Source organism: Jiangella endophytica, from assembly GCF_003427025.1.
GTDB classification, from domain to species: domain Bacteria; phylum Actinomycetota; class Actinomycetes; order Jiangellales; family Jiangellaceae; genus Jiangella; species Jiangella endophytica.
In genome coordinates this window covers 56,369-80,014 of sequence record NZ_QVAI01000018.1, presented here as the reverse complement: position 1 = coordinate 80,014, position 23,646 = coordinate 56,369, and the positions used below count along the sequence as shown (strand labels likewise).

Genomic DNA, 23,646 nt, shown 5'->3' with positions numbered 1-23,646 from the left:
CCCCACTATGCCCGCCGGCCGGGTTAAGGGACGGCTAAGGGAGCCTCAACGCACGCCTGGGGAGGGGCGACCCGGCCGGGCGGCGAGCACCGGTGCCCTAGGGTCGTCGGCATGGCCCAGGTACTCGTCGTCGAGGACGATGCGACGATCCGGTCCGCGTTGATCCGCGGGCTGACCGAGCGCGGGCACGCGGTCCGGTCCGCGCCGACGGCGATGGCGGGACTGGAGTCGGCGGTCGGCGAGCGCCCGGACGTCGTCGTGCTGGATCTGGGGCTGCCGGACCTCGACGGCACGGCCATGCTGCGCATGCTGCGCGGCGTCAGCGACGTCCCGGTGATCGTCGCCACGGCGCGCGACGACGAGAGCGAGGTGGTCGCCGTCCTGGACGCCGGGGCGGACGACTACGTGACGAAGCCGTTCGGCGTCGCCCAGCTGGACGCCCGCATCCGCGCGGTTCTCAGACGCGGCGGCGAGGAGCAGCGTGATCTGGCGGCCACCGTCGGCGGTCTGCGGGTCGACCCGCGCAGCCGCGAGGCCACCCTCGACGGCACCAGGCTGGAGCTGACCCCGCGCGAGTTCGACCTGCTGCACTACCTGGCCGCCCGTTCCGGCGAGGTCGTCAGCAAACGCGAGCTGCTGACCGAGGTCTGGCAGCTCCCGTACGGCGGCGCCGACAAGACCGTCGACGTGCACCTGTCCTGGCTGCGCCGCAAGCTCGGCGAGACCGCGCAGGACCCCCGCTACCTGCACGCCGTCCGCGGCGTCGGTGTGCGGCTGGCCGCGCCGCAGGGGTGACGGCGTGCGCCGCCGGCTGCTCGTCCTCGTCGCCGCCACCACGACGCTGGTCCTGGTGGCGTTCCTCGTGCCGCTCGCGCTGCTGGTCCGCAACGTCGCCGCCGACCGCGCGGTGCAGGCGGCCACCGTCGAGGCGCAGGCGCTGACGTCGCTGGTCGCGACCGCGGAGGGGGAGTCGCTGGCGCTCACCGTCGACCGGGTCGACGCGACGTCCCGGTTCGACGTGACGGTGTTCCTGGCCGACGGCGAGCGGCTGGGCGCCGAGGCGGACCGCTCGCCGCTGGTCGAGCTGGCCGAGCGCGGGTCCAGCGCGTCGGCCGAGGCCGACGGCGGCCGCGAGATCGTCTTCGCCGTCGGCGGGCCCGGCGGCACCGCCGACGTCATCCGCACGTTCGTTCCGGACGCGGAGCTGCGCCAGGGCGTCGCCCGCGCCTGGCTGGCGCTGGCCGGGCTGGGGGTCGGGTTGCTGCTCGTCGGGCTCGTGGTCGCGGACCGGCTCGGCCGGCGGCTGGTACGCGGCGCGACCGACCTCGCGGCGGTGTCGCACCGGCTCGGCCGCGGCGAGTTGGACGCGCGTGCCGACACCTCCGCTCCCGGCGAGCTGGGTGTCGTCGCGACGGCGCTGAACGGGCTGGCCGGGCGCATCACCGACCTGCTGCGCGAGGAGCGCGAGACCATCGCCGACCTCTCGCATCGCGTCCGCACCCCGCTGACGACGCTGCGGATGGACGCCGAGGCGCTGCCCACGGACGAGCAGTCCGAGCGCATCGTCGGCGGCGTCGACGCGGTCGACCGCGCGGTGACCGACGTCATCCAGCAGGCCCGGCGCCGCGGCGCCCTCCCGGAGGCGGCGACGGCCGACGCGGCGGACGTGGTCCGCGAACGGGCCGCGTTCTGGGCGGTCCTCGCCGAGGACACCGACCGCGAGCTGACGGTGGACGTCGCGCCCGGCCCGCTGCCGGTCGCTCTGGCCCGCGGTGACCTGGAGGCGTGCGTCGACGCGCTGCTCGGCAACGTCTTCGCGCACACCGCCAACGGAACGGCGTTCGCCGTGCGGCTGGAGCCACGCGACGTCGGCGGCGCGCGGCTGGTCGTCGCCGATCAAGGGCCGGGACTGCCGTCCGGTCAGACCACCGGCGTGCTGCGCCGGGGCGTCAGCGGGTCCGGGTCGAGCGGCCTGGGCCTGGACATCGTCAGGCGGACGGCCGAGCAGTCCGGTGGCGGCGTCCGGCTGGACAGCCCGCCGACCGGCGGTCTCACCGTCGTCGTCGACCTCGGCACCGGACCGCGGGCCTGAAGGCGCGGCGATCAGGACGGGCGCGCGGCAGGCCGCCGGCCCCTGGGTTCGGGGCGACCGCCTGCCGCGCGGAGGTGCGGTTCAGTTCCCGGAGCCGGCGATGGCCGTGACGCGGATCTCGATGCGCATGGTGGCGAGGCCGAGGACCGTGACGCCGGTCTCGGTCCAGATCGGCGAACGGCCGCCGAGGCGACGGCGGAACTGCTCGGCCATGACGGAGTTGACGTCATCGCTGATGACGTCCTCGCCCGGTCCGACCTTGTGGTACGAGTTGACGTGGATGACGTCCTTCCAGGTGGCGCCGACGGTGTTGAGGGCGCGCTCGACGTTGTCGAAGGCCCGGATGATCTCGTCCTCCAGCGAGTCGGGGATGTTCAGGTCGTCATCGACCCCGGCCTGGCCGGAGATCTCGACCCTGTCGTCGACGCGGACGGCCCCGCTGTAGCCGAGGGCGGCGTGCAGCTTCTCGCCGTAGCCGGGGACGACGCCGAAGGTGACGGTGCTCATGATGTTCCCGCTTCCTGTGCGTTGGGGGTGCGTTTCCCTTGGTATGAGTTCACGCGTAAAGTGATAGTAGCAAGCGATGACTTCAAGCGCAAAGTGACGGCGGTGACGCCGGAGGGGCGGGACGATCCATGAGCGGCACGGGCGACCACGAGGACGAGCAGCTGCGATGGCTCGACGAGCAGGAGAAGGCGGCGTGGACGGGGCTGATCTCCCTCGTCCTGCTGCTGCCCGCCAAGCTGGAGTCGCCGCTGCGGCAGGAACACGGCATCACGCTGTTCGAGTACCTCGTGCTCAGCCAGCTCTCCGAGGCACCGCAGCGCAAGCTGCGGATGGGCGAGCTCGCCTTCCTCGCCAGCGGGTCGCTCTCCCGCCTGTCCAACGTCGTCAAGCGCTGTGAACAGCGCGGCTGGATCGTACGGACACCCGACCCGGCCGACGGCCGCTACACCCTCGCCGAACTCACCGACGCCGGCTTCGACATCGTGCACCGGGCAGCGCCCACCCACCTGCGCTCCGTACGCCGCATCGTCCTCGACTCGCTCAACTCCACCGACCAGAAGGCCCTCGTCCGCGTCGCGGAGAAACTCCGCATCGTCCCGGACGGCCTCGGCTGACGGCCGTGACAGTGCCTTAGCCGGGCGTTAACCGCCGCCCAGCGCGGCGCTAGGGCGGCCGGCGGGAACGTGGTGGCAACGCACCGCACTAGAAGGGAACGCCACCATGAACCGGAACCGACTGGTCTCCGCCGCCGCTGCCGCGGCCGCTCTGCTCGTCACCGGCGGCGTCGCGTACGCCGTCACGTCGTCCGACGTCGACAGCAGCCCGCGCTCGTCGGTCACCGACGACAACCCGTCGCTCAGCGACGTCACGCCCGACGACTCGAACAGCGCCTCGCCGACCCCGGACGACTCGCCGTCGACCGTGCCGACGCCGGACGACTCGCCGTCGGCCACCCCGGACGACAGCCCGTCGCCGGCGGCGCCGTCCAGCGGTGGGGAGCTGGGCAGCGGCGAGGCCGAGCGGATCGCTCTGGCCCACGTCGGCGGCGGCTCGGTCACCGAGCTCGAGCGCGAGTGGGAGCACGGCCGGCTGGAGTGGAAGGTCGAGATCCACCTCGACGGCGTCGAGCACGACGTCCGGGTGGACGCGGCCTCCGGCGAGATCACCCGCGTCGACGTCGACGACGACCGCGACGACGATGACGACCGGTACGACGACGACCGTCACGACGACGACCGCGACGACCGCTACGACGACGACCGCTACGACGACGACCGTCACGACGACAAGGGCGGCGACCGCGACTGACGTCGTCACCCGGCGCCGGCGAGCCTCCCGCTCGCCGGCGCTGCCGCATGTGCCCCGCCGGCTGACATAGTGGGGCCACGCTCGTGCGTCTGTAGGTGCGGAAGCACCCGACGGGAGGGGCGAGATGGATGCGCAAGCCGAGGGCGAGTTCCGGGAGTTCGTCGAGGCCCGCTCGCTGGCCCTGCGCCGCACCGCGTACGCCCTGACCGGCGACCCGCATCAGGCCGAGGACCTCGTCCAGGCCGCGCTGGTCAAGCTGGTGCGCCGCTGGCACCGGGTCGACAACCCCGAGGCCTACGTCCGCCGCATCATGTACCACGACCTCGCCAGCCGCTGGCGGCGCCGCCGGATCGTCCGCGAGGACGCCGTCGCCGAACCGCCGGACCGTCCCGTCACCGACGCCGCCGACGCCGTCCTGCACCGGCTGGACCTGACGCAGGTGCTGCTGCGGCTGTCGCCGGGCCAGCGTGCCGTGCTGGTGCTCCGCTTCTACGAGGACCTGCCCGAACGGGAGATCGCGGAGATCCTGCGCTGTTCGGTCGGCACGGTCCGCAGCCAGACCTCCCGGGCCCTGGCGCGGCTCCGGACGCTCGCTCCGGAACTGGCCGCCGACCCCGTTCCGACTCCTGAGGAGGCATCAGCATGACGCTCGACGAGCAGCGACTGCGCGACGCGCTGGACGAGTTCGCCCGCGGGGTGCCGCCGAGGGCCGGCCTGGCCGACGCCGTCCTGCGACAGGCGAGCCGGCGCCGGACGGTGCTGCGGCTGGCCGCCGCCGGCGGCACCGCTGTCGCCGTCGCGGCCGGGACGACGTTCGTCCTCACCGATCCGCTCCCGGCCGGCCGCGTCGACCTCGGCAGCGTCGACCCAGCGGCCGCGCCACCGGCGCCGGCACAGACGCCGGCGCCCGACCCCGTCATCGACGCCGATCTCGACGCGTTGCCGGCGGGCGCCGCCGCGGCGGTGCCGTGGTATTCCGGCGGCGTCATCCACCACGGCGCCGCCGAGGTGCCGTTCGACGTCGAGTTCGCCGCGATCCGCTCGCTGTCCGCCGTCGCCGGCGGGTACGTCGTCCTGACCGCGGACGCCGAGGGTCAGGACGGCAACGAGCTGTGGCTGGTGTCGTCCGGCGGCGAGCGGACGCGGCTGGCGAGGGGCGCCGTCTACTCCATGGCAGTGTCCGCCGACGGCGCCCTGCTCGGGTGGGCCGAGCACGACTGGAGCGCCGGCTCGCTCGACGACGGTCCCGGCCGCACCCTGCTCTACGTGGCCGACGCCGCGACGGGCGAGGTGCGCCACCGGCGCGAGCAGACCGGCGCCGACGGTCCCGTCGGCAGCGTCCGCGGGTTCCTCGGCCCGGGGCGCGTCGTCGTCGACAGCGCCACCAACGCACCGTCCGGGGTGTACGTCTGGGACCTCGAGGCCGACACCGTCACGCCGTGGACCGAGTTCGGCTTCACCACGGCCGTCTCCCCGACGGGGGAACTGGCCGCGGTGGTGCCGCCGAACGAGGCGGCCGACCGGTCACCCGCCGTGGTCGACGGCGTCACCGGTGAGGTCCGCTGGCGCGCGCCGCAGAACGCCACCATCGGCACGGGCGGGTTCTCACCCGACGGCCGGTACGTGGCCGAGGTCCTGGAGATCGGTCCGCCGCCGGCCGAGCTGCCGCGCACGCCGGGCGCGTTGACGTCGTACGACTACGCCTACGAGATCGTCGTCGCCGACGCCGCGACCGGTGCGCCCGTGCGGACCATCCGCGGGCTGCAGCCGGCCGTCGTCACCTGGGAGCCCGACGGCGCACTGCTGGTCCAGGCCGCCGAGGACGACCGCACCGCACTGGTCCGCTGCTTCGTCGACGGCGGCTGCGAGCTGGCCGATCCGATCCGCGACACCAGCGACGGGCGGCCCTACGACCTCGGCTCGGGCCTCTAGGTGTACCGGGCACGGACGCCGGTCGTGCGGTCGACGACCCGCGGGCACCCGCGTCCCGCCGGGGCCGATCGACGTCTCGACCTGCTGCTGGGACGGGACCTCGCCGGGAAACGCGTCAGTCGGTGAGGCGGGTGAGGACGAAGACCGGGATCACCCGCGTGGTCTTGGTCTGGTAGGTCGCGTAGTCGGGCCAGACGGCGACGGCGCGCTCCCACCAGAGGCCGCGCTCGTCGCCGGTGACCTCGCGGGCGAGGTAGTCGTGCTTCTGCTCACCGTCCTGCAGCTCGACGTGCGGGTTGGCCTTGAGGTTGTGGTACCAGACGGGGTGCTTGGGCGCGCCCCCGAGCGAGGCCACGACGGCGTATTCACCGTCGTGTTCGACCCGCATGAGGGCGGTCTTGCGCAGCTTGCCGGTCCTGGCGCCGACGGAGGTCAGGACGATGACCGGCTTGCCGCGCAGCGTGGTCGCGGCGGTGCCGCCGGACTCCTCGTACCGGTCCGCCTGTTTGCGGGCCCAGTCAGCTGTGCTCGGTGCGTACTCTCCGTTGAGCGGCATGTCCACGCCAACCCGGCCGCCGCGGCGCGGTATTCCCCCTGGTCCGGGTGCGGTACAGCAGCCAGACGAAGTACGGCGCGCCGACGATCGCGGTGACCAGCCCGGCGGGCAGCTGGGCGGGTGCGATCACCGTCCGGCCCAGGGCGTCGGCCAGGCAGACCAGGCTCGCGCCGAGCAGCGCGGCCACCGGCAACATCCGCCCGTGCCGCCGCCCGACGAGGGCCCGGGCGGCGTGCGGCGCGACCAGCCCGACGAACCCGATGACGCCGACCCCGGCCACGGCGGCACCGGTCAGCGCGACGGCGCCGGCCAGCAGCGCCAGCCGGGCCTTCGGCACGTGCACGCCGAGGATCCGCGGCGTGTGGTCGTCGACGGAGAGCAGGTCCATGGTGTGCCGCATGCCGTAGAGCAGCGGGATCGCCGCCGCGACCGCCAGCCCCATCGGCACCAGGTGCTCGAACGAGCGGCCGTACGTCGACCCGGCGAGCCAGGTGAGCGCCTTGGTCTCGTTCCACGGGTCGGTGAGCGTGATGAGCACGACGATCAGCGACTGCGCGCCCGCCGACACCGCGACGCCGATCAGCACCAGCCGGTCGCTGGCGAAGCCGCCCCGCGCGGCCAGCGCGAACACCAGTGTCGCGGCCAGCGCGGCGCCGAGGCCGGCCGCGCCGGTCAGCGCCCAGAAGCTCGCCATCGGCACCAGCGTGATCATGGTGACGGCCCCGACCCCCGCGCCGCCGGCCACGCCGATGATGCCGGGCTCGGCCAGCGGATTGCGGGCGACCGCCTGGATGATCGCGCCGGCCAGCGCCAGCGCGGCGCCGGCCAGCAGTCCGGCGACGACGCGGGGGAACCGGGTGTCCATGACGGTGCTGACGATCGGCCCGGCCTGCCCGGACAGCCAGTTGACGACGTCGCCGAGCAGCAGGACGGAGTCGCCGAGCAGCGTCGCGCCGACGGTGACCGCGACCGTCACGACCGCCGTCGTCGCCAGCACGACGCCGAAGCGGCGCGTGGTCACACCGCCGCGCACCCCGGCGGCCGGCGGCTCGCCGACGGTGTCCGACGCGCGGATCCGCCGGGCCAGCGCGATGAGGAAGATCGCGCCGAGGATCGTGGTGACGACGCCGGTGGGCACTTCGAGCGCGCCCTGCGAGCCGATCGCCGCCCGCAGCCCGACGTCGGCCGCCAGCAGCATGAGCACGCCTGTCGCGGCCGACACCGGCAGCAACACGGAGTGCCGGTGCAGCCCCGGCACCACGGGCGTGGCCAGCCGCACGATCGCGGGCGCGGCCAGGCCGACGAAACCGATCGGGCCGGCCAACGTGACGGCGCAGGCGCCGAGCAGGACGGCGAGCACGATCGAGCCCGCGCGCACCCGGCGCACGTTGACGCCGAGCATGCGGGCGTGGTCGTCGCCGATGAAGACGAGGTCGAGCTTGCGCCCGAGCAGCAGCAGCCCGGCCAGGACGACGGCGACCACCGGGGCGATGGTGCGGATGCCGCCGAGCCCGTTCTGGCCGAGGGACCCCTCGCCCCACGCGAACAGGCCGCGGGTCTCCTCGGAGAACAGGATGATCAGTCCGCTGGTCAGCGACTGGAACGCCAGCGCGATGGCGGTGCCGGCCAGCACCAGCCGGACCGCACCGGTGCCGCCGAGCCCGGACAACGCCAGCACCAGCGCCGCCGCGCCGAGACCGCCGGCGAACGCGAGCCCGGCCGCGCCCAGCAGCGGCAGCGTGAAGCCGGCCGTCGCCGCCGCGACCAGCGCCAGGTGCGCGCCGGCGTTGACCGCCAGCGTGTCCGGCGAGGCCATGACGTTGCGCGACACCGACTGCATGACCGCGCCGGCCGCACCGAGCGCGACGCCGACGACGACCGCTGCCAGCAGCCGCGGCAGTCGCGAGGCCAGCACGATCGCGCCGGCCTCGTCGCTGCCCTGTCCGGTCGCCCAGCGCAGCACCTCACCGGCGCCGACCTGCGCGGTGCCCTGCGTGAGGTGGACGACCGCCAGGCCCGCGACGAGGACCGCGAGCCCGACGGCCACCAGGCCGAGGCGGCCGGACTTCACGAGGCGGACCGCCTCAGCCGAGCGCGTCGACGGCGGCGTCGACGAACTGCATCATCGACGTCGGGCCGCCGAACATCCACAGCGAGTCGGGGAAGCGCGCGACGTTGCCGGACTGGACGAACGGCAGCGAGTCCCAGATGGCGTTGCCGGCCAGCACGTCGGCGAACGGGTCGCCGCCGTCGGTGGCGTTGGCCATGTACCAGAAGCGGGTGTCGGCCGGGAGCGCCGTCAGACCCTCGACGTCGGCCTGGGCCAGCCCGTAGGCGGGATCGCCCTCCAGCCCCCACGGGTTCTCCAGGCCGATCTCGGCGAACACGTCGGAGACCAGCGAGCCCTCGGCGTACGGCCGGATGCTGACGGTGCCCGCGTCGGCCCAGCCGTCGGCGAACGCGACCTGGTCGCCCGTGGCGCCGGCCTCCTCGACGGCGGCCTTGCCGTCCTCGATCTTCTCGTCGAACTGGTCGCGAAGACCCTGGGCACGGTCCTCGGTGCCGGTGAGCTCGGCGATGAGGTCGAGGTTGGCGAACATCTGGTTGATGTTGTCCTGCGAGTCGCCACCGGGGATGACGACGACCGGCGTGGTCGCCTCGATCTGCTCGATCGCGCCCTCGATCAGGGCGTCGGTGACCACCACGAGGTCGACGTCGAGGGTGGCGAGGGTGTCCATGCTCGGCTCGCCGCGGGTGCCGATGTCGGTGACGGTGTCGTCGAGCGGCGCGCCGCTCACCCAGGTGTTGTAGCCCTGGATGTCGGACACGCCGACCGGCATGACGCCGAGCGAGACGAGGTTCTCGATCGAGTTCCACTCGGTGCCGGCCACGCGCACCGCGGGCTGGTCCAGCGTGACCTCCACGCCGCGGGCGTCGGTGACGGTGATCGGCCCGCCGGCGTCGCCGGCGTCGCCGGAGTCGTCGCTGGACGTCGAGTCGCTGGTCGACCCGGCGTCCGTGGGGTCGTCGGACGCGTCCTCGGTGGTGCCGCAGGCGGTGGCGAGCAGGACGAACGCGACGGACAGGCCCGCGAGGGCGCGCGCTCTTCTCATGGTGTACCTCGTGATCGTGGATTCGAAGGTGGGTGGAACGGGGCCTCAGGCCGTGGCGCGCGGCCGGACGTCGTTGTGCCGGCCGACGGCGCGGGTCGAGATGCGGCCGTCGACCGGATCGAGGTCGACGTCGACGCGGATGCCGTACGCGCGGCTCAGGTTCTCCGGGGTCAGCACCTCGGCGGGCGTGCCGTCGGCCGTGACCGTGCCGTCCTCGAGCAGCAGGACGCGGTCGGCGACGGCGGCCGCCTGGTCGAGGTCGTGCAGCACCAGACCGACGCCGATGCCGTGGTCGTCGGCCAGCTCGCGCACGACGTCGAGGATCTCGATCTGATAGCGCAGGTCGAGGAAGGTCGTCGGCTCGTCGAGCAGCAGCAGCCCGGTGTCCTGGGCGAGGCAGCTGGCCAGCCAGACCCGCTGCGCCTGGCCGCCCGACAGCGCCTGCACCGGCCGCTCGGCCAGTGCCTCGATGCCGGTGAGCGTCATCGCGCGGGCGATGGCCTGCTCCGCGCCGGGGTCGCGGCCGCTCCAGCGGGCGCGGTGCGGGTGCCGGCCGTACTCGACCAGCTCGCGGACGGAGAGCCCACCGGGCGTGCTGCGGCTCTGCGCCAGCAGCGTGACACGGCGGGCCAGCTCGCGCGGGTCGAGGCTGAGCACGTCGGTGCCGTCGTGGAAGTGCACCTGACCCGCGGTCGGCAGGTGCAGCCGGGCCAGCGCCCGCAGCAGCGTCGACTTGCCGCTGCCGTTGGGCCCGATGAGCGCCGTGACCGTGCCGGAGCGCAGCTCGATCGACGCGGCCCGGACGACCACCTCACGCCCGTACGCGAGGTCGACACCACGCGCGGCGAGCCCATCGAGGGGCAGGGCAGGCGAAACGGTCACGGCGCCAACGTAAGGTACGCCTAAGCTAATTCGCAAGCCATGAATGTGGCGGATACGTCACCTCCGGCCACGCCGCCGAGTCCGGCCCCTTGCCTAGACTGCGCGGCATGAGTGCGCAGATCGGCAAGGTGGGCGTCGTCGGGCTGGGGACCATGGGAGCGGGCATCGCGGAGGTGTTCGCGCGGGCCGGCCTCGACGTCGTCGGGGTGGAGCGGGACGACGCGGCCCTCGCGGCCGGTCGCGGTCACGTCGACACGTCGACGGGGCGGGCGGTCCGCCGCGGCAAGCTGAGCGCCGACGACCAGGCCGCGCTGATCGGGCGCATCGAGTTCACGACCGACCTCGCCGCTCTCGGCGACGCCGGCCTCGTCGTCGAGGCGGTGCCGGAGCGGCTGGAGCTCAAGCGCGACCTGTTCGGCCGGCTCGACGGCATCGTCGGCGCCGGAACGATCCTCGCCACCAACACCTCCTCCCTGTCCGTGACGGAGATCAGCGTGGCGGTGTCGCGGCCCGAGCGGGTCGTCGGCATGCACTTCTTCAATCCGGCACCGGTGCAGGAGCTGATCGAGGTGGTCCGCACGGTCGTCACCGCGCCGGCGGTCACCGAGGCCGTCACCGGCCTTGCGCGGCGGCTGGGCAGGACTCCGGTCGTGTGCGGCGACCGCGCGGGCTTCATCACCAACGCGCTGCTGTTCGGCTACCTCAACCGGGCCGCCGCGATGTACGAGAGCGGCCATGCGAGCCGCGAGGACATCGACGCGGCGATCACGGCAGGGCTGGGCTACCCGATGGGGCCGCTGGCGCTGCTCGACCTGATCGGGCTGGACACGGCGTACGAGATCCTGGGGACGATGTACCGGCAGGGTCGTAACCGGCTGCACGCGCCGGCGCCCGTGCTGGGCGAGCTGGTGACGCTGGGCTTCCTCGGCCGCAAGTCCGGTCGCGGCTTCTACGACTACTCGGGGGATGACGGCATCGGCACGAACTCCGCGGTGGTCGCGCCCGAGGACGGCCGGACCCGCCGCGTCGCGTTCCTCGATCCGTCGCCCGGACCGCTGGCCGACGCGCTGGCGAAGGCCGGGCACGACGTCGTCCGCGCGGCCGACGGCGCCGATCTCGTCGTCGCGCCGGGCGACCCGGAGACGTTCGCCCGGGCGGCCGCGGCCACGCCGATCGGCGCCGTCCTCGCGGCCACCGGCGCCGGGCCGGTCGTCGCCGGCGCCGCCGCCAGCGGCCGGCCCGAGGACGTCGTCGGGCTGCACCTGGCCGGCGTCGGCGGCACCGTCGCGGAGGTCGTCCGCACCGTCGTCTCGTCGCCGGCCGCCGTGACCACCGTCGCCACCGTCGCGGCGTCCGCCGGGCTCACCCCCGTCGTCTGCGCCGACCGCGCCGGCTTCGTCGTCGACGCGCTGCTGCTGCCGTACCTCAACGACGCCGTGGCGATGCTGGAGACCGGGTACGCGTCGGCGGCCGACGTCGACACCGCCATGCGGCTGGGCTGCCGGTTGCCCGCGGGGCCGTTCGAGCAGCTGGACGCGCTCGGCCCGGTGGCGGCGCTGGCGACGCTGGAGCGGCTGCAGGCCGAGGTCCGCGAGCCGGGGCTGGCGCCGTCGCCGCTGCTCACCCAGCTGGCGACGGCCGGTCTGCGCTTCGCCGATCTCTGAGCGGACGGTGCGCGGCCATCGATGGGCCTGACGGGGAGGTGAAGTGTCGGTGAAGGGGAGACGGCACACTCTGGCGTACTCCGGACATTCTTGACAGTCTTGGTGACCACCGGCCACCTGGGAGGTCACCGTCATGCGCCGTGCCGTCCTCACTCTCCTCGCGACCCTCGCCGTCATCTTCCTGCTGGCCGGACCGGCCAGCGCGTACCCGCCGGACCCGCCGTCGCCGTCGGAGTCGGCCGGCCAGCTCGCCCAGCTCACCGTCGCCCCGCCCGGATCCAGCAGCGGCTACTCGCGCGACCGGTTCCCGCACTGGAGCCCCGCCGAGGGCACCTGCAACACCCGCGAGATGGTGCTGGTCCGCGACGGGTCCGGCGTCACGACCGGCGCCGACTGCTACCCGACCGCGGGCAGCTGGTACAGCGTCTACGACCAGGTCTGGATCGAGGAGCCGAGCGATGTCTCCGTCGACCACATGGTGCCGCTGGCCAACGCGTGGCGCTCCGGGGCCAGCTCGTGGACCGAGGACCGGCGCGAGGACTTCGCCAACGACCTCTCCCGCGGCCAGCTGATCGCCGTCACCGCGTCCAGCAACAGCTCCAAGAGCGACAGCGACCCGTCGGAGTGGAAGCCGGCGAACCGCGGCTGGTGGTGCTACTACGCGCGGCACTGGACCGACGTGAAGTACGACTGGGATCTCACCATCACCAGCGCGGAGAAGTCCGCATTGCAGGAGATGCTGGGCACCTGCTGACAATTCAGGCCGGGCACGCTATAAAGCTGGGGGCCGTGTTCTCGTGATCGGCCGTGCATCGCTACGTCGGGGGGCGTCGTGCGAGGACTTCGGGTGCTGCCGGCCACGGCCGCGGCGGCCCTGCTGCTGGCCGTCCTGCCGGTGGCCGCCGACGCGGCGGAGGCCCGAGCGGGCTGCGACGACCTGGGCGGATCGGACCTCACCGGCAGCGACGCGGTCCGCGAGTCGCTCTCGCACGGCCGGACGCAACTGAGCGTGACGGTGCGCGACCAGCGGTACCGCATCAGCGCGGTCGGCGTGCGCGGCCGCGACGAGTACGCCGTCTACACCGAGTCGCCGTTCACCGGGCTGACCGCGCCGCCGCGGCCCAACGGCCGGCCGCGGGAGATCGAGGACTGGTTCGTCTGCGGCAGCCGGGCGCTGGGCGAACCGGACCCACCGGACGACTGGATCGCGCCGACGCCGACGCCGACCCGGATCCCCACGCCGTCCGCGACGCCGACGCCCACGCCGTCCGCGACGCCCACGCCGACCCCGACCCGGACTCCCACGCCCACCCCGGCCCCGACGCCCACCGAGACGCCGACGCCCACACCTACGCCGACCCCGTCGGCTCCGGCGGTCCCGGTGCCGACGGCGATTCCGGCCGGTGGTCCGGCTGCCGGCCCGCCGGGCGACGGCCATGGCGGGCCGTTGCCGTATGCGCTGCTCGGCCTGGCCGGCGGCGTCGCGGCGGCCGGGTGGGCGGCCGGCAGGAGGCGTCGTGCCGGCTGACCCGCCCCGGCATCGCCGCACGCGGCCGCGGGCCCTGCCGTGGCTGCTCGCCCCGGTGCTGCTGGCGCTGGCCGCGTGGTGGGGGCTCAGCCGGCTCGACGGCGGGGAGCAGCCGGCCGCCGCGTCGACGCCCGAGTCGGCCGCTCCGTACGACCCGTCCGAGCAGTCCGCCGTTCCCGGCCCGCCGGTCGGACGGGCGGAGGGCCGCTACACGCTGCGGCTGCCGCTGCAGGGCATCCAGGCGCCGGTGATCGAGATCGCCGGCACCGACGACCGCGTGCTGCTGCCGCCGAAGGACCCGCTGCTGGCCGGGTGGTGGCGGGACGGCGCCGCGCCGGGCGCCGAGGTCGGCTCGGCGATCCTCACCGGCCACGCCGTCGAGGGCGGCGAGGCCGCCTTCAACAGCGTCGCGCGCCTCAACCCGCGCGACAACGTCCAGGTCAGCGGCCGCGACGTCCAGCAGTGGTACCGCGTCGTCTCGGTCGAGACGATGTCGCCGGAGGACCTCGCCGCCCGCGCCGGCGAGCTGTTCGCGCAGGACGTGCCGGGCCGCCTGGTGCTGGTGACGTGCGCCGGCTGGGACGGGACGGCGTTCCGCTCCAACATCGTCGTCACGGCCGCTCCCACCTGACCCGGCCGGTCCTGAGATCATGGGGTGTGCACGAGAGCATCGAGTCCGGCCCGGACGGCGAGTGGGTGGTCCGCCGCATCACCGGCAGCGCGTCGACGAAGGCGTATCGCTGCCCGGGGTGCGACCAGCTGATCCGGCCGGCCACCCCGCACATCGTGGCGTGGCCGACGGTCAGTCTCTCGTTCACCGGCGAGGGCATCGACGAGCGGCGGCACTGGCACACCGGCTGCTGGCGGTCCCGCACCAGACGCCGCCGCTGACGCGGCCTCACACCGCCGACAGCGCGGCGGTCGGGGGCATCCGAGCCGCCCGGGCGGCGGGGTAGGCCCCGGCCAGCGCCCCGACCACGATCGTCGCTCCGGCCGCACCGGCGAGCACCCACGACGGCAGCGCCGGCGGCCAGCCGCGCGACGCCGCGAAGGCCGCCGTCACAGCCCCGCCCAGTACCGCACCCCCGACGCCGCCCAGCGCGGCCAGCAGCACCGACTCGCCGAGGAACTGCCTGCGCACGTGCGCGCGGGTCGCGCCGAGCGCGCGCCGCAGCCCGATCTCCGACCGCCGCTCCAGCACCGCGATGACCATCGTGTTCGCGACGCCGATGCCGCCGACCAGCAGTGCGACCCCGCCGAGCGCCAGCAGCAGCGTCGTCAGCGTCTCGTCGGTCGCGGCCCGGGCCGCCAGCGCGTCCGACGGCCGGCTCACGGTCACCTCCTCCGGGTTCTCCGGGTTCACCGTCGCCGGCAGCACGGCCCGGACGGCGTCGACCTGCGACTCGGCGGACCGCTCGTAGATGGTCGTCGGCGCGCCGTCGAACCCGAGTAGCGCCTCCGCGACCGGCCAGCCGATCAGCACCGACGAGTCCAGCTCAGGCGCCAGCGGCACCGGGTCGAGGATCCCGGCCACGGTGAACCACTCGCCACCGAGCCAGACCGCGACGCTGCCGTCGACCTCGTCGATACCCATCCGCTCCGCGGCGTTGGCGCCGAGCACGACGGCCGGGTAGGCGCCCAGCGCGTCGTCCAGCCAGCGGCCGTTGTCCACCACGCCGCTGACGGTGTCGAGCAGGTCCGTCCCTGCGGCCAGGACGGCCAGGCCGTTGGTCTGCGTCGCGTCGATCTCGTCGTTGCGGTACACCGACGCGTCGACCTCGCCCACCGCGCTGACCGCGGTGACCGGGCCCAGCCGGGCCACCATGTCCACGCTGCCGGCGGGCAGCGCGGCGTCCTCGCCCCCGATCGTCTGCCCGGCCGCGACGGTCAGCAGGTTGGTGCCGAGCGCGTCGAGCTGCTCGTCGACCTGGGCACGGCTGCTCGCGGAGATGCCGACGACGGCGACCATCGCGGCGATCCCCACCGCGATGCCCAGCGCCGACAACACCGCCCGCGCCGGGCGGGCGCGCAAGCCCGTCACACCCACCCTGACGACGTCGCGGGGCCGCAGCCGCGACGGCGCGGGTTCCGGGCCGCTCACGGCCGCCCCGCCCGGTCGGACTCGATCGACCCGTCGCGGATGTCGACCCGCCGCGGCAGCGAACCGGCCACCTCGTGGTCGTGGGTGATGACCACGACGGTGGTGCCGCCAGCGTGCAGCCCGTGCAGCAGTGCCAGCACACCGGCGCCGGAGGCGGAGTCGAGCGCGCCGGTCGGTTCGTCGGCCAGCAGCAGCGACGGCGCCCCGGCGAGCGCCCGCGCGACGGCGACCCGCTGGCGCTGACCGCCGGAGAGCTCGTGCGGACGGTGATGCGTGCGGTCGCCCAGCCCGACGCGTTCCAGCGTCGCCCGTGCCCGCCGGCGGCGCCCGGCCAGGGGAGTGCCGGTGTAGAGCAGGCCGTCGGCGACGTTGTCCAGCGCGCTCACCCCAGGGGTCAGGAAGAACTGCTGGAAGACGAAGCCGATGCGGTGTGCCCGCAAGGCGGAGAGCCGGCGGTCGTTCATCGCGCCCACGTCGTGCCCGTCGATCCGCACCGTCCCGGTGTCGGCGCGATCCAGGGTGCCGAGGATGTTCAGCAGCGTCGACTTGCCCGACCCGGAGGGCCCGACGATGCCGATCAGCTCGCCACGGCGGATGCGCAGGCTCACCCCGCGCAGCGCCCGGACCGGCGGCCGGCCGGGATAGACCCGGGTGACGTTCTCGAGCTCGACGACGGCGGATGCGTCGCCGGCGTCGGCGCCGGGGGACGAGGTCATGGTCAGCGTGTCGGCGTTCATCGTCCGGCCACCCCGACGACGGTCCCTTCGGCGATCCCGTCGCCGGCCACCTCGACCCGCCCGTCCGCGAACAGCCCGGTCTCGACGGCGACGACCGACGTGGTGCCGTCGTCGTGCACCACCTCGAGCCCGTAGCCGCCCTCGGACAGCGCCAGCAGCGCGTTCACCGGCACCAGCAGGACGTCCACGCGCTCGTCCACCGGGACGGTGACGTCGGCCGGCGACCCGATCAGCTCCGCGGCGACCGGCTCGGCCAGGGCGACGTCGACCTCGGTGACGGCGTCGGCGGCCCCGGTCTGCGCCGCACCCGCGCCCGCGCCGCCGTCATCCGTGGGCTCCGCCGCCACCGCGGCCGCCGAGGTCACCGTCCCGGCGACCTCCTGGCCGCCGGCCAGTCCGATGGTGACGGCGGTGCCGACGGCGACGAGGTCGCGGTCGTCCACCTCGACCTCGAGGCTCACGACCTGGTCGGAGCCGGTGAGGTCGAGCACGGCCGAGCCCGGCTGCACGACGCCGCCGACGCCGGCGTGCACGCTGTCGACCCGACCGGCCTCGGGCAGGAACACCACATCGGACCCGGCCACTGCTCCTGTCTCGGCGGCGCCGATGTCCTCCTGCCACTCCGCGACGGCATCGGCGGTGTTGCCGGTGTACTCGTCGTCGGCCGTGAAACCGTCGTAGCCGAGCGCGACGAGGTTGGCCTCCAGCTGCTCGACGTCCACCCCGGAGTCGCCCGGGCCGAGGTCGCGGTACATCGGGATCAGGCCGATCAGCACGGTGACCGGCTGTTCGTCCACGTGGTAGAGCGCCGTGCCGCGCTCGACGGCGCCGCCCTCGGCCGCGAGCCGGGTGATCGTGCCCGAGACCGGCGCGAACACGGTGAACGCGGACCCGTGGCCCAGCGTCCCCTCCCAGGTCTCGGTCGACGCGATGCTGCCCAGGGTCACCTCGGCCGTGGCCACCGCGCCCGCTGCCTCGGGCGCCGGTTCGCCGGGGGAGCGCTGCTGCCAGTACCAGGCGCCGGCGGCCGCTCCACCGATCAGGACGACGCCCACGGCCGGCCACACCAGCCGCCGCCCGCGGCGCCTGGGCTCGGCGCTGGCCGCGTCGAGCTCCTCGTCGCGGTGCAGGGTCGTGCTCACTGTTCGCCGCCCGTCACGTCGCGGCACTCGTCCATGGCGGCGGTCAGGTCCTCGCGGTCGACGCCCTCGGGCAGCCCGCCCTCGAACAGGTCGTCGGGCACGTCCACGCCCTGCTCGCGCAGGCACTCGGCGAGCGCGAGCTGGGTGTCCTCGTCCATCGCCTGGTCGCGTTGCTCGGCCAGCTGGGTGGGCAGCTGGTCCTCGCACGCCTCCATCGCCGCCTGGATGGCCTCCGCGTCGTAGCTTCCGACGATCCCCTGGAAGGCATCGCGCAGGCCGCCCTCGCCGGTGGGGTCGGGCAGGTCGATGCCCTGGTCGCGCATGCACGCGGCGAACGCCAGGCCCTGGTCGTCGGGCTCCGTGGGCTCGTCCGGCGGGGCGGTCGCCGTGCTGCCGGTGTGGTCGTCCCCGGCGGCCGAGGCGATCTCGCCGCCGTCGGTCTCGTCGCCGCAAGCGGCCGTCGCCAGCATCGCGACCAGCGCGAGGACGGCCGGAGCGACGGCCCGCCGTCGCCGGACTGAGAGGTGCGCCATGTGTACTCCCTGGGTGTGGTCCTGGTCCCCCGGCGCAGTCGTGCGCCGGGGGCCCTTCCAGGTGTACGAGGCGCGGGGTAAAGCCCGCGTCAAGCTCCGGCGGTCCCGGCGTTCTTATCCCGTTCTTAGGTGGCGCAGGTCAGCATGGACGCACGGGATCGTTGCGGGAGGTGGCCGGTGCGGGTGCTCGTGGTCGAGGACGAGGTGCTGCTCGCGGACGCGGTGGCGCGCGGGTTGCGGCGGGAGGGCCTGGCGGTGGACGTCGGGTACGACGGCGCGGCGGCGCTGGAACGCATCGACGTCAACGACTACGACGTCGTCGTGCTGGACCGCGACCTGCCGGGCACGCACGGCGACGACGTCTGCCGCCGGCTGGTCGCGACGCGGCCGGCGACTCGGGTGCTCATGCTGACGGCGGCCGCCGACGTCACCGACCGGGTCGACGGGTTGGGCCTGGGCGCCGACGACTACCTGGGCAAGCCGTTCGCGTTCGCCGAGCTGGTGGCCCGCGTGCGGGCACTGGGCCGGCGCAGCCGCGAGGCCGCGCCGCCGGTGCTGTCCCGCGACGGCCTGGTGCTCGACCCCGCCCGGCTCGAGGTCACCCGCGACGGCCGTCCCGTGCGCCTCGGCCGCAAGGAGTTCGGCGTCCTCGAGGAGCTCCTGCGCGCCGACGGCGCCGTCGTCAGCTCCGAGCAGCTGCTGGAGAAGGTGTGGGACGAGCACACCGACCCGTTCACGAACGTGGTGCGGGTGACGGTGATGACGCTGCGGCGCAAGCTCGGCGACCCACCGGTCGTGCGCACCGTGGTGGGCGCCGGGTACCGGGTGGGGAGCGGCACATGAGGCAGCGCGCGAAACGGCCGACCGGCTGGCCGATCCGGGTCCGGCTCACGCTGCTCTACGGGCTGGCCTTCCTGGCCGCCGGTGTCGTCATGATCACCGTGACCTACGTGCTGGTCTCCCAGTCGCTGCTGCGGCCGTCCAGCACGCAGCTCGAGCGCGTCCCCGACCGCATCACGGAGAACCTCGGCGACGTCGAGACCCGCGAGGTGATCCTGCAGGCTCTCGAGTCGTACCGCAGCAACACACTGAACCAGTTGCTCACCTGGTCGATCGTCGCTCTGGGCATCGCCCTCGTGCTCGCCTGGGCGCTGGGCTGGCTGCTGGCGGGCCGGGCGCTGGCGCCGCTGCAGCAGGTGACCGACACCGCCCGCAGGGTCGCCGATCGCAACCTGCACGAGCGCATCGCCCTGTCCGGCCCGCAGGACGAGCTGAAGGAGCTGGCCGACACGTTCGACGCCATGCTGGAACGGCTGGACCGCTCGTTCGACGCGCAGCGCCGGTTCGTCGCCAACGCCTCGCACGAGCTGCGCACGCCACTCGCCGTCAACCGGACGCTGCTCGAGGTGGCGCTCGGCGACCCGGAGGTGTCGGAGGACCTCAGACGACTGGCCCCGACCGTCCTCGCCACCAACGAGCGCAGCGAACGGCTGGTCGAGGGTCTGCTCCTCCTGGCGCGGTCGGAGCAGACGGTGACGTCGCCGGCGCCGCTGGACCTGTCCGCGGTCGCCGCCCACGTCCTGCAGCAGGAGCGCCGCGAGGCCGACGCCCGCTCGGTGGCGGTGACGGCTGTGCTCGAGCCCGCGCCGACGACGGGGAACGCCGTCCTGCTGGAGCAGCTGGTCGCCAACCTGGTCCGCAACGCCATGGTGCACGGCGGCGACGGTGCGCGGGTGCGGGTCTGGACCGGCGCCGACCCGGCCGGCGACGGCGTCGCGCTGCAGGTGGAGAACACCGGCCCGGTCCTCGCTGCCTACGACGTCGACGGACTGTTCGAGCCGTTCCGCCGTGGCAACGGGCGCACGGCCGCCGACGGCACCGGCGTCGGCCTGGGGCTGTCGATCGTCCGCTCGGTCGCCCACGCCCACGGCGGCACCGCCACCGCGCACGCCCGCGACGGCGGCGGCCTGCTCGTGCGCATCGACCTCCCCGCGGGCGCGTCGCTAGGGTCGACGGCATGAGGCTGCCGGTCGTCCTGATCCACGCGTTCCCACTCGGCCCCGCGGTCTTCGACGACCTCGCGGAGCGGCTGCCCGGCACGACGTTGATCCGCCCGGCGCTGCGCGGGTTCGGCGGCGCCGACGTCACCGGCGAGCCGTCCGTCGACACCTACGCCGACGACGTCGCCACCGAGCTGGCGGCCCGCGGCGTCGAGCGGGCGGTCGTCGGCGGGCTGTCGCTGGGCGGCTACGTGACGATGGCGCTGCTGCGCAGGCACCCCGGGCTGGTCGCCGGCGTCGTCCTCGTCGACACCAAGGCGAGCGACGACACCGACGAGGCCAGGGCGAACCGGCTGCGCATGGCCGACGCCGTCGAGCGGCACGGCAGCCGGGCGCTGCGGCCGATGCTCGGCACGCTGCTGGGGGAGACCACCCGGCGCGACCGGCCGGACGTCGTCGCCCGGGTGACGGGCTGGCTCGACGCCGCACGGCCGGACGGCGTCGCCTGGGCGCAGCGCGCGATGGCCGCGCGCCCGCCGTCCTTCGCCACGCTGCGCGACGCCGCCGCCCGCGGCCTCGGGGAGACGAGCACCGTCGTGGTCGGCGCCGAGGACACGCTCACCGGCACGGACGAGGCCGACGCGATGGCCGCGGCGCTCGGCGGGGTGGCGGTGCACGTCGTCGGCGGCGCCGGGCACCTGTCGCCGCTGGAACGGCCCGACGCCGTCGCGGCCGTCCTGCGCGACCACCACGGCGCCTGAGCGCACCTCGTCACCTGGTTCCGCGGCAGAGCGAAGCCCACGGACCGGAAGAACCGCCACCCCGAGGCCCCGAATCCGCGGGGACACGCCTGTGTCACCCTATCTTCAGTATTCCGTAGTCGAGTTCGACAATTCGAAGGAGATCCACGTGACCAGCGACGAACGTCACGCGTCCGCGCCCGCCGTCCCGCCGCCGGCCGGACCGCAGCGACCCGCCATCGCCCGCACCCGGCGGCACGGCGACCTGCTCGCGACGTCCGGCCAGACGGCGGTCGGAGCGGGCGGCGAGCTGATCGCGTCCGGACGACTGGGCGACCAGATCGACCTCGAGACCGGCCGTCGGTGCGCGTGGCAGTGCGCCGCCAACGTGCTCGAGGCGATCCGCTCCGAGCTGGGCAGCCTGGAGCAGGTGGCGGAGGTCGTCAAGCTCACCGTGTTCGTGGCCAGCGCGCCCGGCTTCATCGAGCAGCACCTGGTCGCCGACGCCGCCACGGCCTACGTCCAGCACGTGCTCGGCGCGGAGGCCGGGCTGCACGCGCGGTCGGCCGTCGGCGTCGCCGAGCTCCCCACCGGCAGCCCGGTCGAGGTGGAGGCGCTGGTCCGCGTGCGCTGACCCCCACCCCGAGCACCTCCGACACGACGACGGCCGGTCGCGTCCTGCCTCGAAAGAGGGCGCGACCGGCCGTCGGTGTTTCGTGTTGCTTACTTGTCCGGGTCGTCGACCAGTTCGGCGTCGACGACGTCGTCGGACTTGCCGGAGCCACCCACCGCGGGGGTCGGGTCGACCGGCGCCAGGCCGCCCAGCAGGCTGCGCAGCTGGCTGAGGTGCGCGGTGATGCTGTCGCGCTGCCGGTTGAGCTCGGCCACCTCGCGCTTGGCGGCGGTCAGCGTGGACGTCGCCTCGGACTTCGCTTCGGAGACCGTGTTCTCGGCGTGCGCCTTGGCCTCGCCGACCAGCTGCTCGGCGTTGCGCTTGGCACCGGCGACCAGGGCCTTGGCCTGCTCGTCGGCCTCGCGGCGGACCTTCTCGGCGCGCTCGTGTGCGGCGGCCGCACGGGCCTCGGCGTCGGCGGCGCGGTTCTCGGCGTCGTGCACCAGCTTCTGCGTCTCGGCGACGGAGGCCTCGTAGCGCTCGTTGATCTCGCGCTCGAGCTCCTCGCGCTTGGAGACCAGGCGCAGCTCGTGCTCGGTGTTCTCCTTCTCGGCCTTCAGCTGCGTCTCGTCGAGGATCGCCTGGGCCTTGGCGCGCATGGACTCGGCCTCGCGCTTGGCGGTGGTGCGCTGGTCGTCGACCTCGCGCTTCGCCGTGGCGCGCATCTCGGTGACCTCGCGCTCGGCGACCGCACGCAGGCGGCTCAGCTCGCGCTCGGCCTGCGCCCGGCGCTCGCTGGTCTCGTGGTCGATGGCCGAGCGGACCTTGGCGGCCTCGCGCTTGGCGGTCTCGACGAGGTTCGAGGCCTCGCGGTTGGCGGCCGAGCGGACCTCCTCGGCCTCGATGCGGGCCTCGTCGATGAGCTCGTCGGCGGACCGCTTGGCGTTGGCCTGCAGCTCGCTGGCCTCGTTCTCGGCGGCCGTGCGCAGCTCGGTGGCGATGACCTGCGCCTCGGCGCGGGTCTCGCTGGCCTCGGCGTCGGCCTGCGCGATCAGCTCGCTGGCCTGCTCTTCGGCGAGCCGGAGCAGCTGCTCGATGCGCGCGCCGAGCCCGGAGTAGGTGGGCCGCTCGACCTCGCGGAGCTCGGTGCTCGCCTCGGCCAGTTCCTGGCGGAGCCGGACGACCTGCTTGTCGAGGTCGTTGGCGCGGCCGCGCGTCTGCGCGAGCGTCGCCTCCAGTTGCCGTACGTGCTGCTCGACCTGGACACGGTCGTAGCCACGCATCGCGATGGTGAACCCGCCCGTCGGCGAGCCGTCGAAGATCGACAGGCCGTCCGCGCCCGTCTCCCTGACCGCTACTTCCCTTACCTCGCTCATGTTCTCCCTCATCGGGGGTGCCACCCCGCGGGGCAGGCACACATCATCCTGGTAGTCGAAATCCGTCGAGGTGCTTGCCCGGGTCTTCCCCGTCACGGACGCCGAGCCCCTCGGATAGCAACGCAGAGTACTCCGAAACTGCGCCGGTGCCGATGGCGGTGGACGTCCGCACACCGCGGGCTGACGGCTCTGAGGGGTTCGGTGGGGTGAGTCGGGCTGGGGCATCCCTCCGGAGGTCGACCTATGGCCTCCAAGCAGCACACGTTAGTTGTCCAGATGCGAACTCACCACCGGTTGGGACAGATCCGCCGAATTCTCGTCCGGACGCCCGCCGCCGCAGTGTCATCGGGGCGCTCCGCGCCATAGTGTTCTGGCCATGGGCCTGTTCACGACGATCGACCACATCGGGGTGGCGGTCGCCGACCTCGACGCCGCCGTCGAGTGGTATCGCGAGCACTTCGGCATGGAGCTCGAGCACGAGGAACGCAACGAGGAACAAGGCGTGCGCGAGGCGATGCTGCGGGTCTCCGGCGACGACGACGGCCCGCGGCTGCAGCTCCTCGCCCCGCTGCGCCCCGACTCCGCCATCGCCAAGTTCCTCGACACCCGCGGCCCGGGCATCCAGCAGCTGGCCTATCGCGTCGACGACGTCGAGGCGGCGGCCGCCACGCTGCGCGCACGGGGGCTGCGGCTGCTCTACGACACCGCCCGCCGCGGCACCGCCGGGTCCCTGGTGAACTTCGTGCACCCCAAGGACGCCGGCGGGGTGCTCGTCGAACTGGTGCAGCCGGCTCGGGGATAATTCGGAGCAGGACGACGTCG

At 74.2% G+C, this 23,646-nt stretch carries 25 protein-coding genes and 1 pseudogene; 16 read left to right on the top strand and 10 right to left on the bottom strand.

What is annotated here, in order from left to right; genetic code table 11:
* Positions 1–111 precede the first annotated feature (111 nt).
* Positions 112–795 carry a response regulator transcription factor gene (locus tag DZA62_RS28160; RefSeq protein ID WP_116952277.1) on the top strand — a complete coding sequence of 228 codons (684 nt, stop codon included), beginning with the start codon at positions 112–114 and terminating at the stop codon, positions 793–795.
* Positions 796–799: 4 nt separating this feature from the next.
* The gene (locus DZA62_RS28155; protein ID WP_116952358.1) at positions 800–2,092 is read left to right on the top strand and encodes a sensor histidine kinase; all 1,293 of its coding nucleotides are present in this window, start codon (positions 800–802) and stop codon (positions 2,090–2,092) included.
* 81 nt (positions 2,093–2,173) lie between these two features.
* Here DZA62_RS28155 and DZA62_RS28150 read toward each other — a convergent pair whose 3' ends face one another.
* A complete protein-coding gene (locus DZA62_RS28150) occupies positions 2,174–2,599 on the bottom strand; it encodes a Rid family hydrolase (protein ID WP_116952276.1) in 426 nt (141 codons plus the stop codon).
* A gap of 128 nt (positions 2,600–2,727) precedes the next feature.
* On the opposite strand from DZA62_RS28150, the gene DZA62_RS28145 reads away from it, so the two are divergent.
* From DZA62_RS28145 to DZA62_RS28130, 4 genes are all read left to right on the top strand, one after another.
* A complete protein-coding gene (locus DZA62_RS28145) occupies positions 2,728–3,213 on the top strand; it encodes a MarR family winged helix-turn-helix transcriptional regulator (protein WP_116952275.1) in 486 nt (161 codons plus the stop codon).
* A gap of 106 nt (positions 3,214–3,319) precedes the next feature.
* Positions 3,320–3,907, top strand: coding sequence for a PepSY domain-containing protein (locus DZA62_RS28140; RefSeq protein ID WP_116952274.1), 588 nt, complete (start codon positions 3,320–3,322; stop codon positions 3,905–3,907).
* A gap of 124 nt (positions 3,908–4,031) precedes the next feature.
* Entirely contained in the window at positions 4,032–4,553 is a 522-nt protein-coding gene (locus DZA62_RS28135; RefSeq protein WP_116952273.1) for a SigE family RNA polymerase sigma factor, read from the top strand.
* Entirely contained in the window at positions 4,550–5,839 is a 1,290-nt protein-coding gene (locus DZA62_RS28130) for a WD40 repeat domain-containing protein (RefSeq protein ID WP_116952272.1), read from the top strand. Before DZA62_RS28135 ends, DZA62_RS28130 begins: the two co-directional genes overlap by 4 nt.
* Positions 5,840–5,954: 115 nt before the next feature.
* Here the strand turns inward: DZA62_RS28130 and DZA62_RS28125 are convergent, their stop codons facing one another.
* The 4 genes and pseudogenes from DZA62_RS28125 to DZA62_RS28110 all read right to left on the bottom strand — a co-directional run bounded on the left by DZA62_RS28125 (position 5,955) and on the right by DZA62_RS28110 (position 10,390).
* On the bottom strand, positions 5,955–6,395 hold the full coding sequence (locus DZA62_RS28125) for a nitroreductase family deazaflavin-dependent oxidoreductase (protein WP_116952271.1): 441 nt from the start codon (positions 6,393–6,395) through the stop codon (positions 5,955–5,957).
* Positions 6,358–8,484, bottom strand: a pseudogene (locus tag DZA62_RS28120) (iron ABC transporter permease); the annotation flags it as partial. The gene DZA62_RS28125 and the pseudogene DZA62_RS28120, both read right to left, overlap by 38 nt.
* The gene (locus tag DZA62_RS28115; protein ID WP_116952269.1) at positions 8,480–9,508 is read right to left on the bottom strand and encodes an ABC transporter substrate-binding protein; all 1,029 of its coding nucleotides are present in this window, start codon (positions 9,506–9,508) and stop codon (positions 8,480–8,482) included. The gene DZA62_RS28115 and the pseudogene DZA62_RS28120, both read right to left, overlap by 5 nt.
* 45 nt (positions 9,509–9,553) lie before the next feature.
* Positions 9,554–10,390, bottom strand: a complete 837-nt coding sequence (locus tag DZA62_RS28110; protein WP_116952268.1) for an ABC transporter ATP-binding protein — start codon at positions 10,388–10,390, stop codon at positions 9,554–9,556.
* Positions 10,391–10,497: 107 nt separating this feature from the next.
* Here DZA62_RS28110 and DZA62_RS28105 point away from each other — a divergent pair, with 107 nt between their 5' ends.
* From DZA62_RS28105 to DZA62_RS28085, 5 genes are all read left to right on the top strand, one after another.
* Positions 10,498–12,054 (top strand): 3-hydroxybutyryl-CoA dehydrogenase, encoded by a 1,557-nt coding sequence (locus tag DZA62_RS28105; RefSeq protein ID WP_116952267.1) that lies wholly within the window; start codon positions 10,498–10,500, stop codon positions 12,052–12,054.
* A gap of 133 nt (positions 12,055–12,187) precedes the next feature.
* Positions 12,188–12,808 (top strand): GmrSD restriction endonuclease domain-containing protein, encoded by a 621-nt coding sequence (locus DZA62_RS28100; RefSeq protein WP_116952266.1) that lies wholly within the window; start codon positions 12,188–12,190, stop codon positions 12,806–12,808.
* Between the two features lie 93 nt (positions 12,809–12,901).
* Positions 12,902–13,582: a hypothetical protein gene (locus tag DZA62_RS36560; RefSeq protein ID WP_198664284.1), complete on the top strand. Its 681-nt coding sequence runs from the start codon at positions 12,902–12,904 to the stop codon at positions 13,580–13,582.
* Positions 13,572–14,213: a class F sortase gene (locus tag DZA62_RS28090; RefSeq protein ID WP_157987954.1), complete on the top strand. Its 642-nt coding sequence runs from the start codon at positions 13,572–13,574 to the stop codon at positions 14,211–14,213. Before DZA62_RS36560 ends, DZA62_RS28090 begins: the two co-directional genes overlap by 11 nt.
* A 26-nt stretch (positions 14,214–14,239) precedes the next feature.
* On the top strand, positions 14,240–14,473 hold the full coding sequence (locus DZA62_RS28085; RefSeq protein WP_198664283.1) for a hypothetical protein: 234 nt from the start codon (positions 14,240–14,242) through the stop codon (positions 14,471–14,473).
* Between the two features lie 7 nt (positions 14,474–14,480).
* Here DZA62_RS28085 and DZA62_RS28080 read toward each other — a convergent pair whose 3' ends face one another.
* From DZA62_RS28080 to DZA62_RS28065, 4 genes are read right to left on the bottom strand one after another with little or no spacing between them, the layout of a single operon-like run.
* A complete protein-coding gene (locus DZA62_RS28080) occupies positions 14,481–15,683 on the bottom strand; it encodes an ABC transporter permease (protein WP_116952264.1) in 1,203 nt (400 codons plus the stop codon).
* A complete protein-coding gene (locus tag DZA62_RS28075; RefSeq protein ID WP_116952356.1) occupies positions 15,680–16,399 on the bottom strand; it encodes an ABC transporter ATP-binding protein in 720 nt (239 codons plus the stop codon). The genes DZA62_RS28080 and DZA62_RS28075 overlap by 4 nt, the downstream gene beginning before the upstream one ends.
* Before the next feature lie 17 nt (positions 16,400–16,416).
* Positions 16,417–17,562 (bottom strand): HlyD family efflux transporter periplasmic adaptor subunit, encoded by a 1,146-nt coding sequence (locus DZA62_RS28070; RefSeq protein WP_116952263.1) that lies wholly within the window; start codon positions 17,560–17,562, stop codon positions 16,417–16,419.
* Complete coding sequence (locus tag DZA62_RS28065) at positions 17,559–18,095, bottom strand: hypothetical protein (protein ID WP_116952262.1); 537 nt, start codon at positions 18,093–18,095, stop codon at positions 17,559–17,561. The genes DZA62_RS28070 and DZA62_RS28065 overlap by 4 nt, the downstream gene beginning before the upstream one ends.
* Positions 18,096–18,272: 177 nt before the next feature.
* On the opposite strand from DZA62_RS28065, the gene DZA62_RS28060 reads away from it, so the two are divergent.
* The 4 genes from DZA62_RS28060 (at position 18,273) to DZA62_RS28045 (ending at position 21,469) form a co-directional block, all read left to right on the top strand.
* Positions 18,273–18,938: a response regulator transcription factor gene (locus tag DZA62_RS28060; protein WP_116952261.1), complete on the top strand. Its 666-nt coding sequence runs from the start codon at positions 18,273–18,275 to the stop codon at positions 18,936–18,938.
* The gene (locus DZA62_RS28055; RefSeq protein WP_116952260.1) at positions 18,935–20,116 is read left to right on the top strand and encodes a sensor histidine kinase; all 1,182 of its coding nucleotides are present in this window, start codon (positions 18,935–18,937) and stop codon (positions 20,114–20,116) included. Before DZA62_RS28060 ends, DZA62_RS28055 begins: the two co-directional genes overlap by 4 nt.
* Entirely contained in the window at positions 20,113–20,856 is a 744-nt protein-coding gene (locus tag DZA62_RS28050; protein ID WP_116952259.1) for an alpha/beta fold hydrolase, read from the top strand. The genes DZA62_RS28055 and DZA62_RS28050 overlap by 4 nt, the downstream gene beginning before the upstream one ends.
* Positions 20,857–21,004: 148 nt before the next feature.
* Positions 21,005–21,469 (top strand): RidA family protein, encoded by a 465-nt coding sequence (locus tag DZA62_RS28045; protein WP_157987953.1) that lies wholly within the window; start codon positions 21,005–21,007, stop codon positions 21,467–21,469.
* A gap of 89 nt (positions 21,470–21,558) precedes the next feature.
* Here DZA62_RS28045 and DZA62_RS28040 read toward each other — a convergent pair whose 3' ends face one another.
* Positions 21,559–22,824, bottom strand: a complete 1,266-nt coding sequence (locus DZA62_RS28040; RefSeq protein ID WP_157987952.1) for a coiled-coil domain-containing protein — start codon at positions 22,822–22,824, stop codon at positions 21,559–21,561.
* 376 nt (positions 22,825–23,200) lie between these two features.
* On the opposite strand from DZA62_RS28040, the gene mce reads away from it, so the two are divergent.
* Complete coding sequence (gene mce / locus DZA62_RS28035; RefSeq protein WP_116952256.1) at positions 23,201–23,626, top strand: methylmalonyl-CoA epimerase; 426 nt, start codon at positions 23,201–23,203, stop codon at positions 23,624–23,626.
* Positions 23,627–23,646 lie beyond the last annotated feature (20 nt).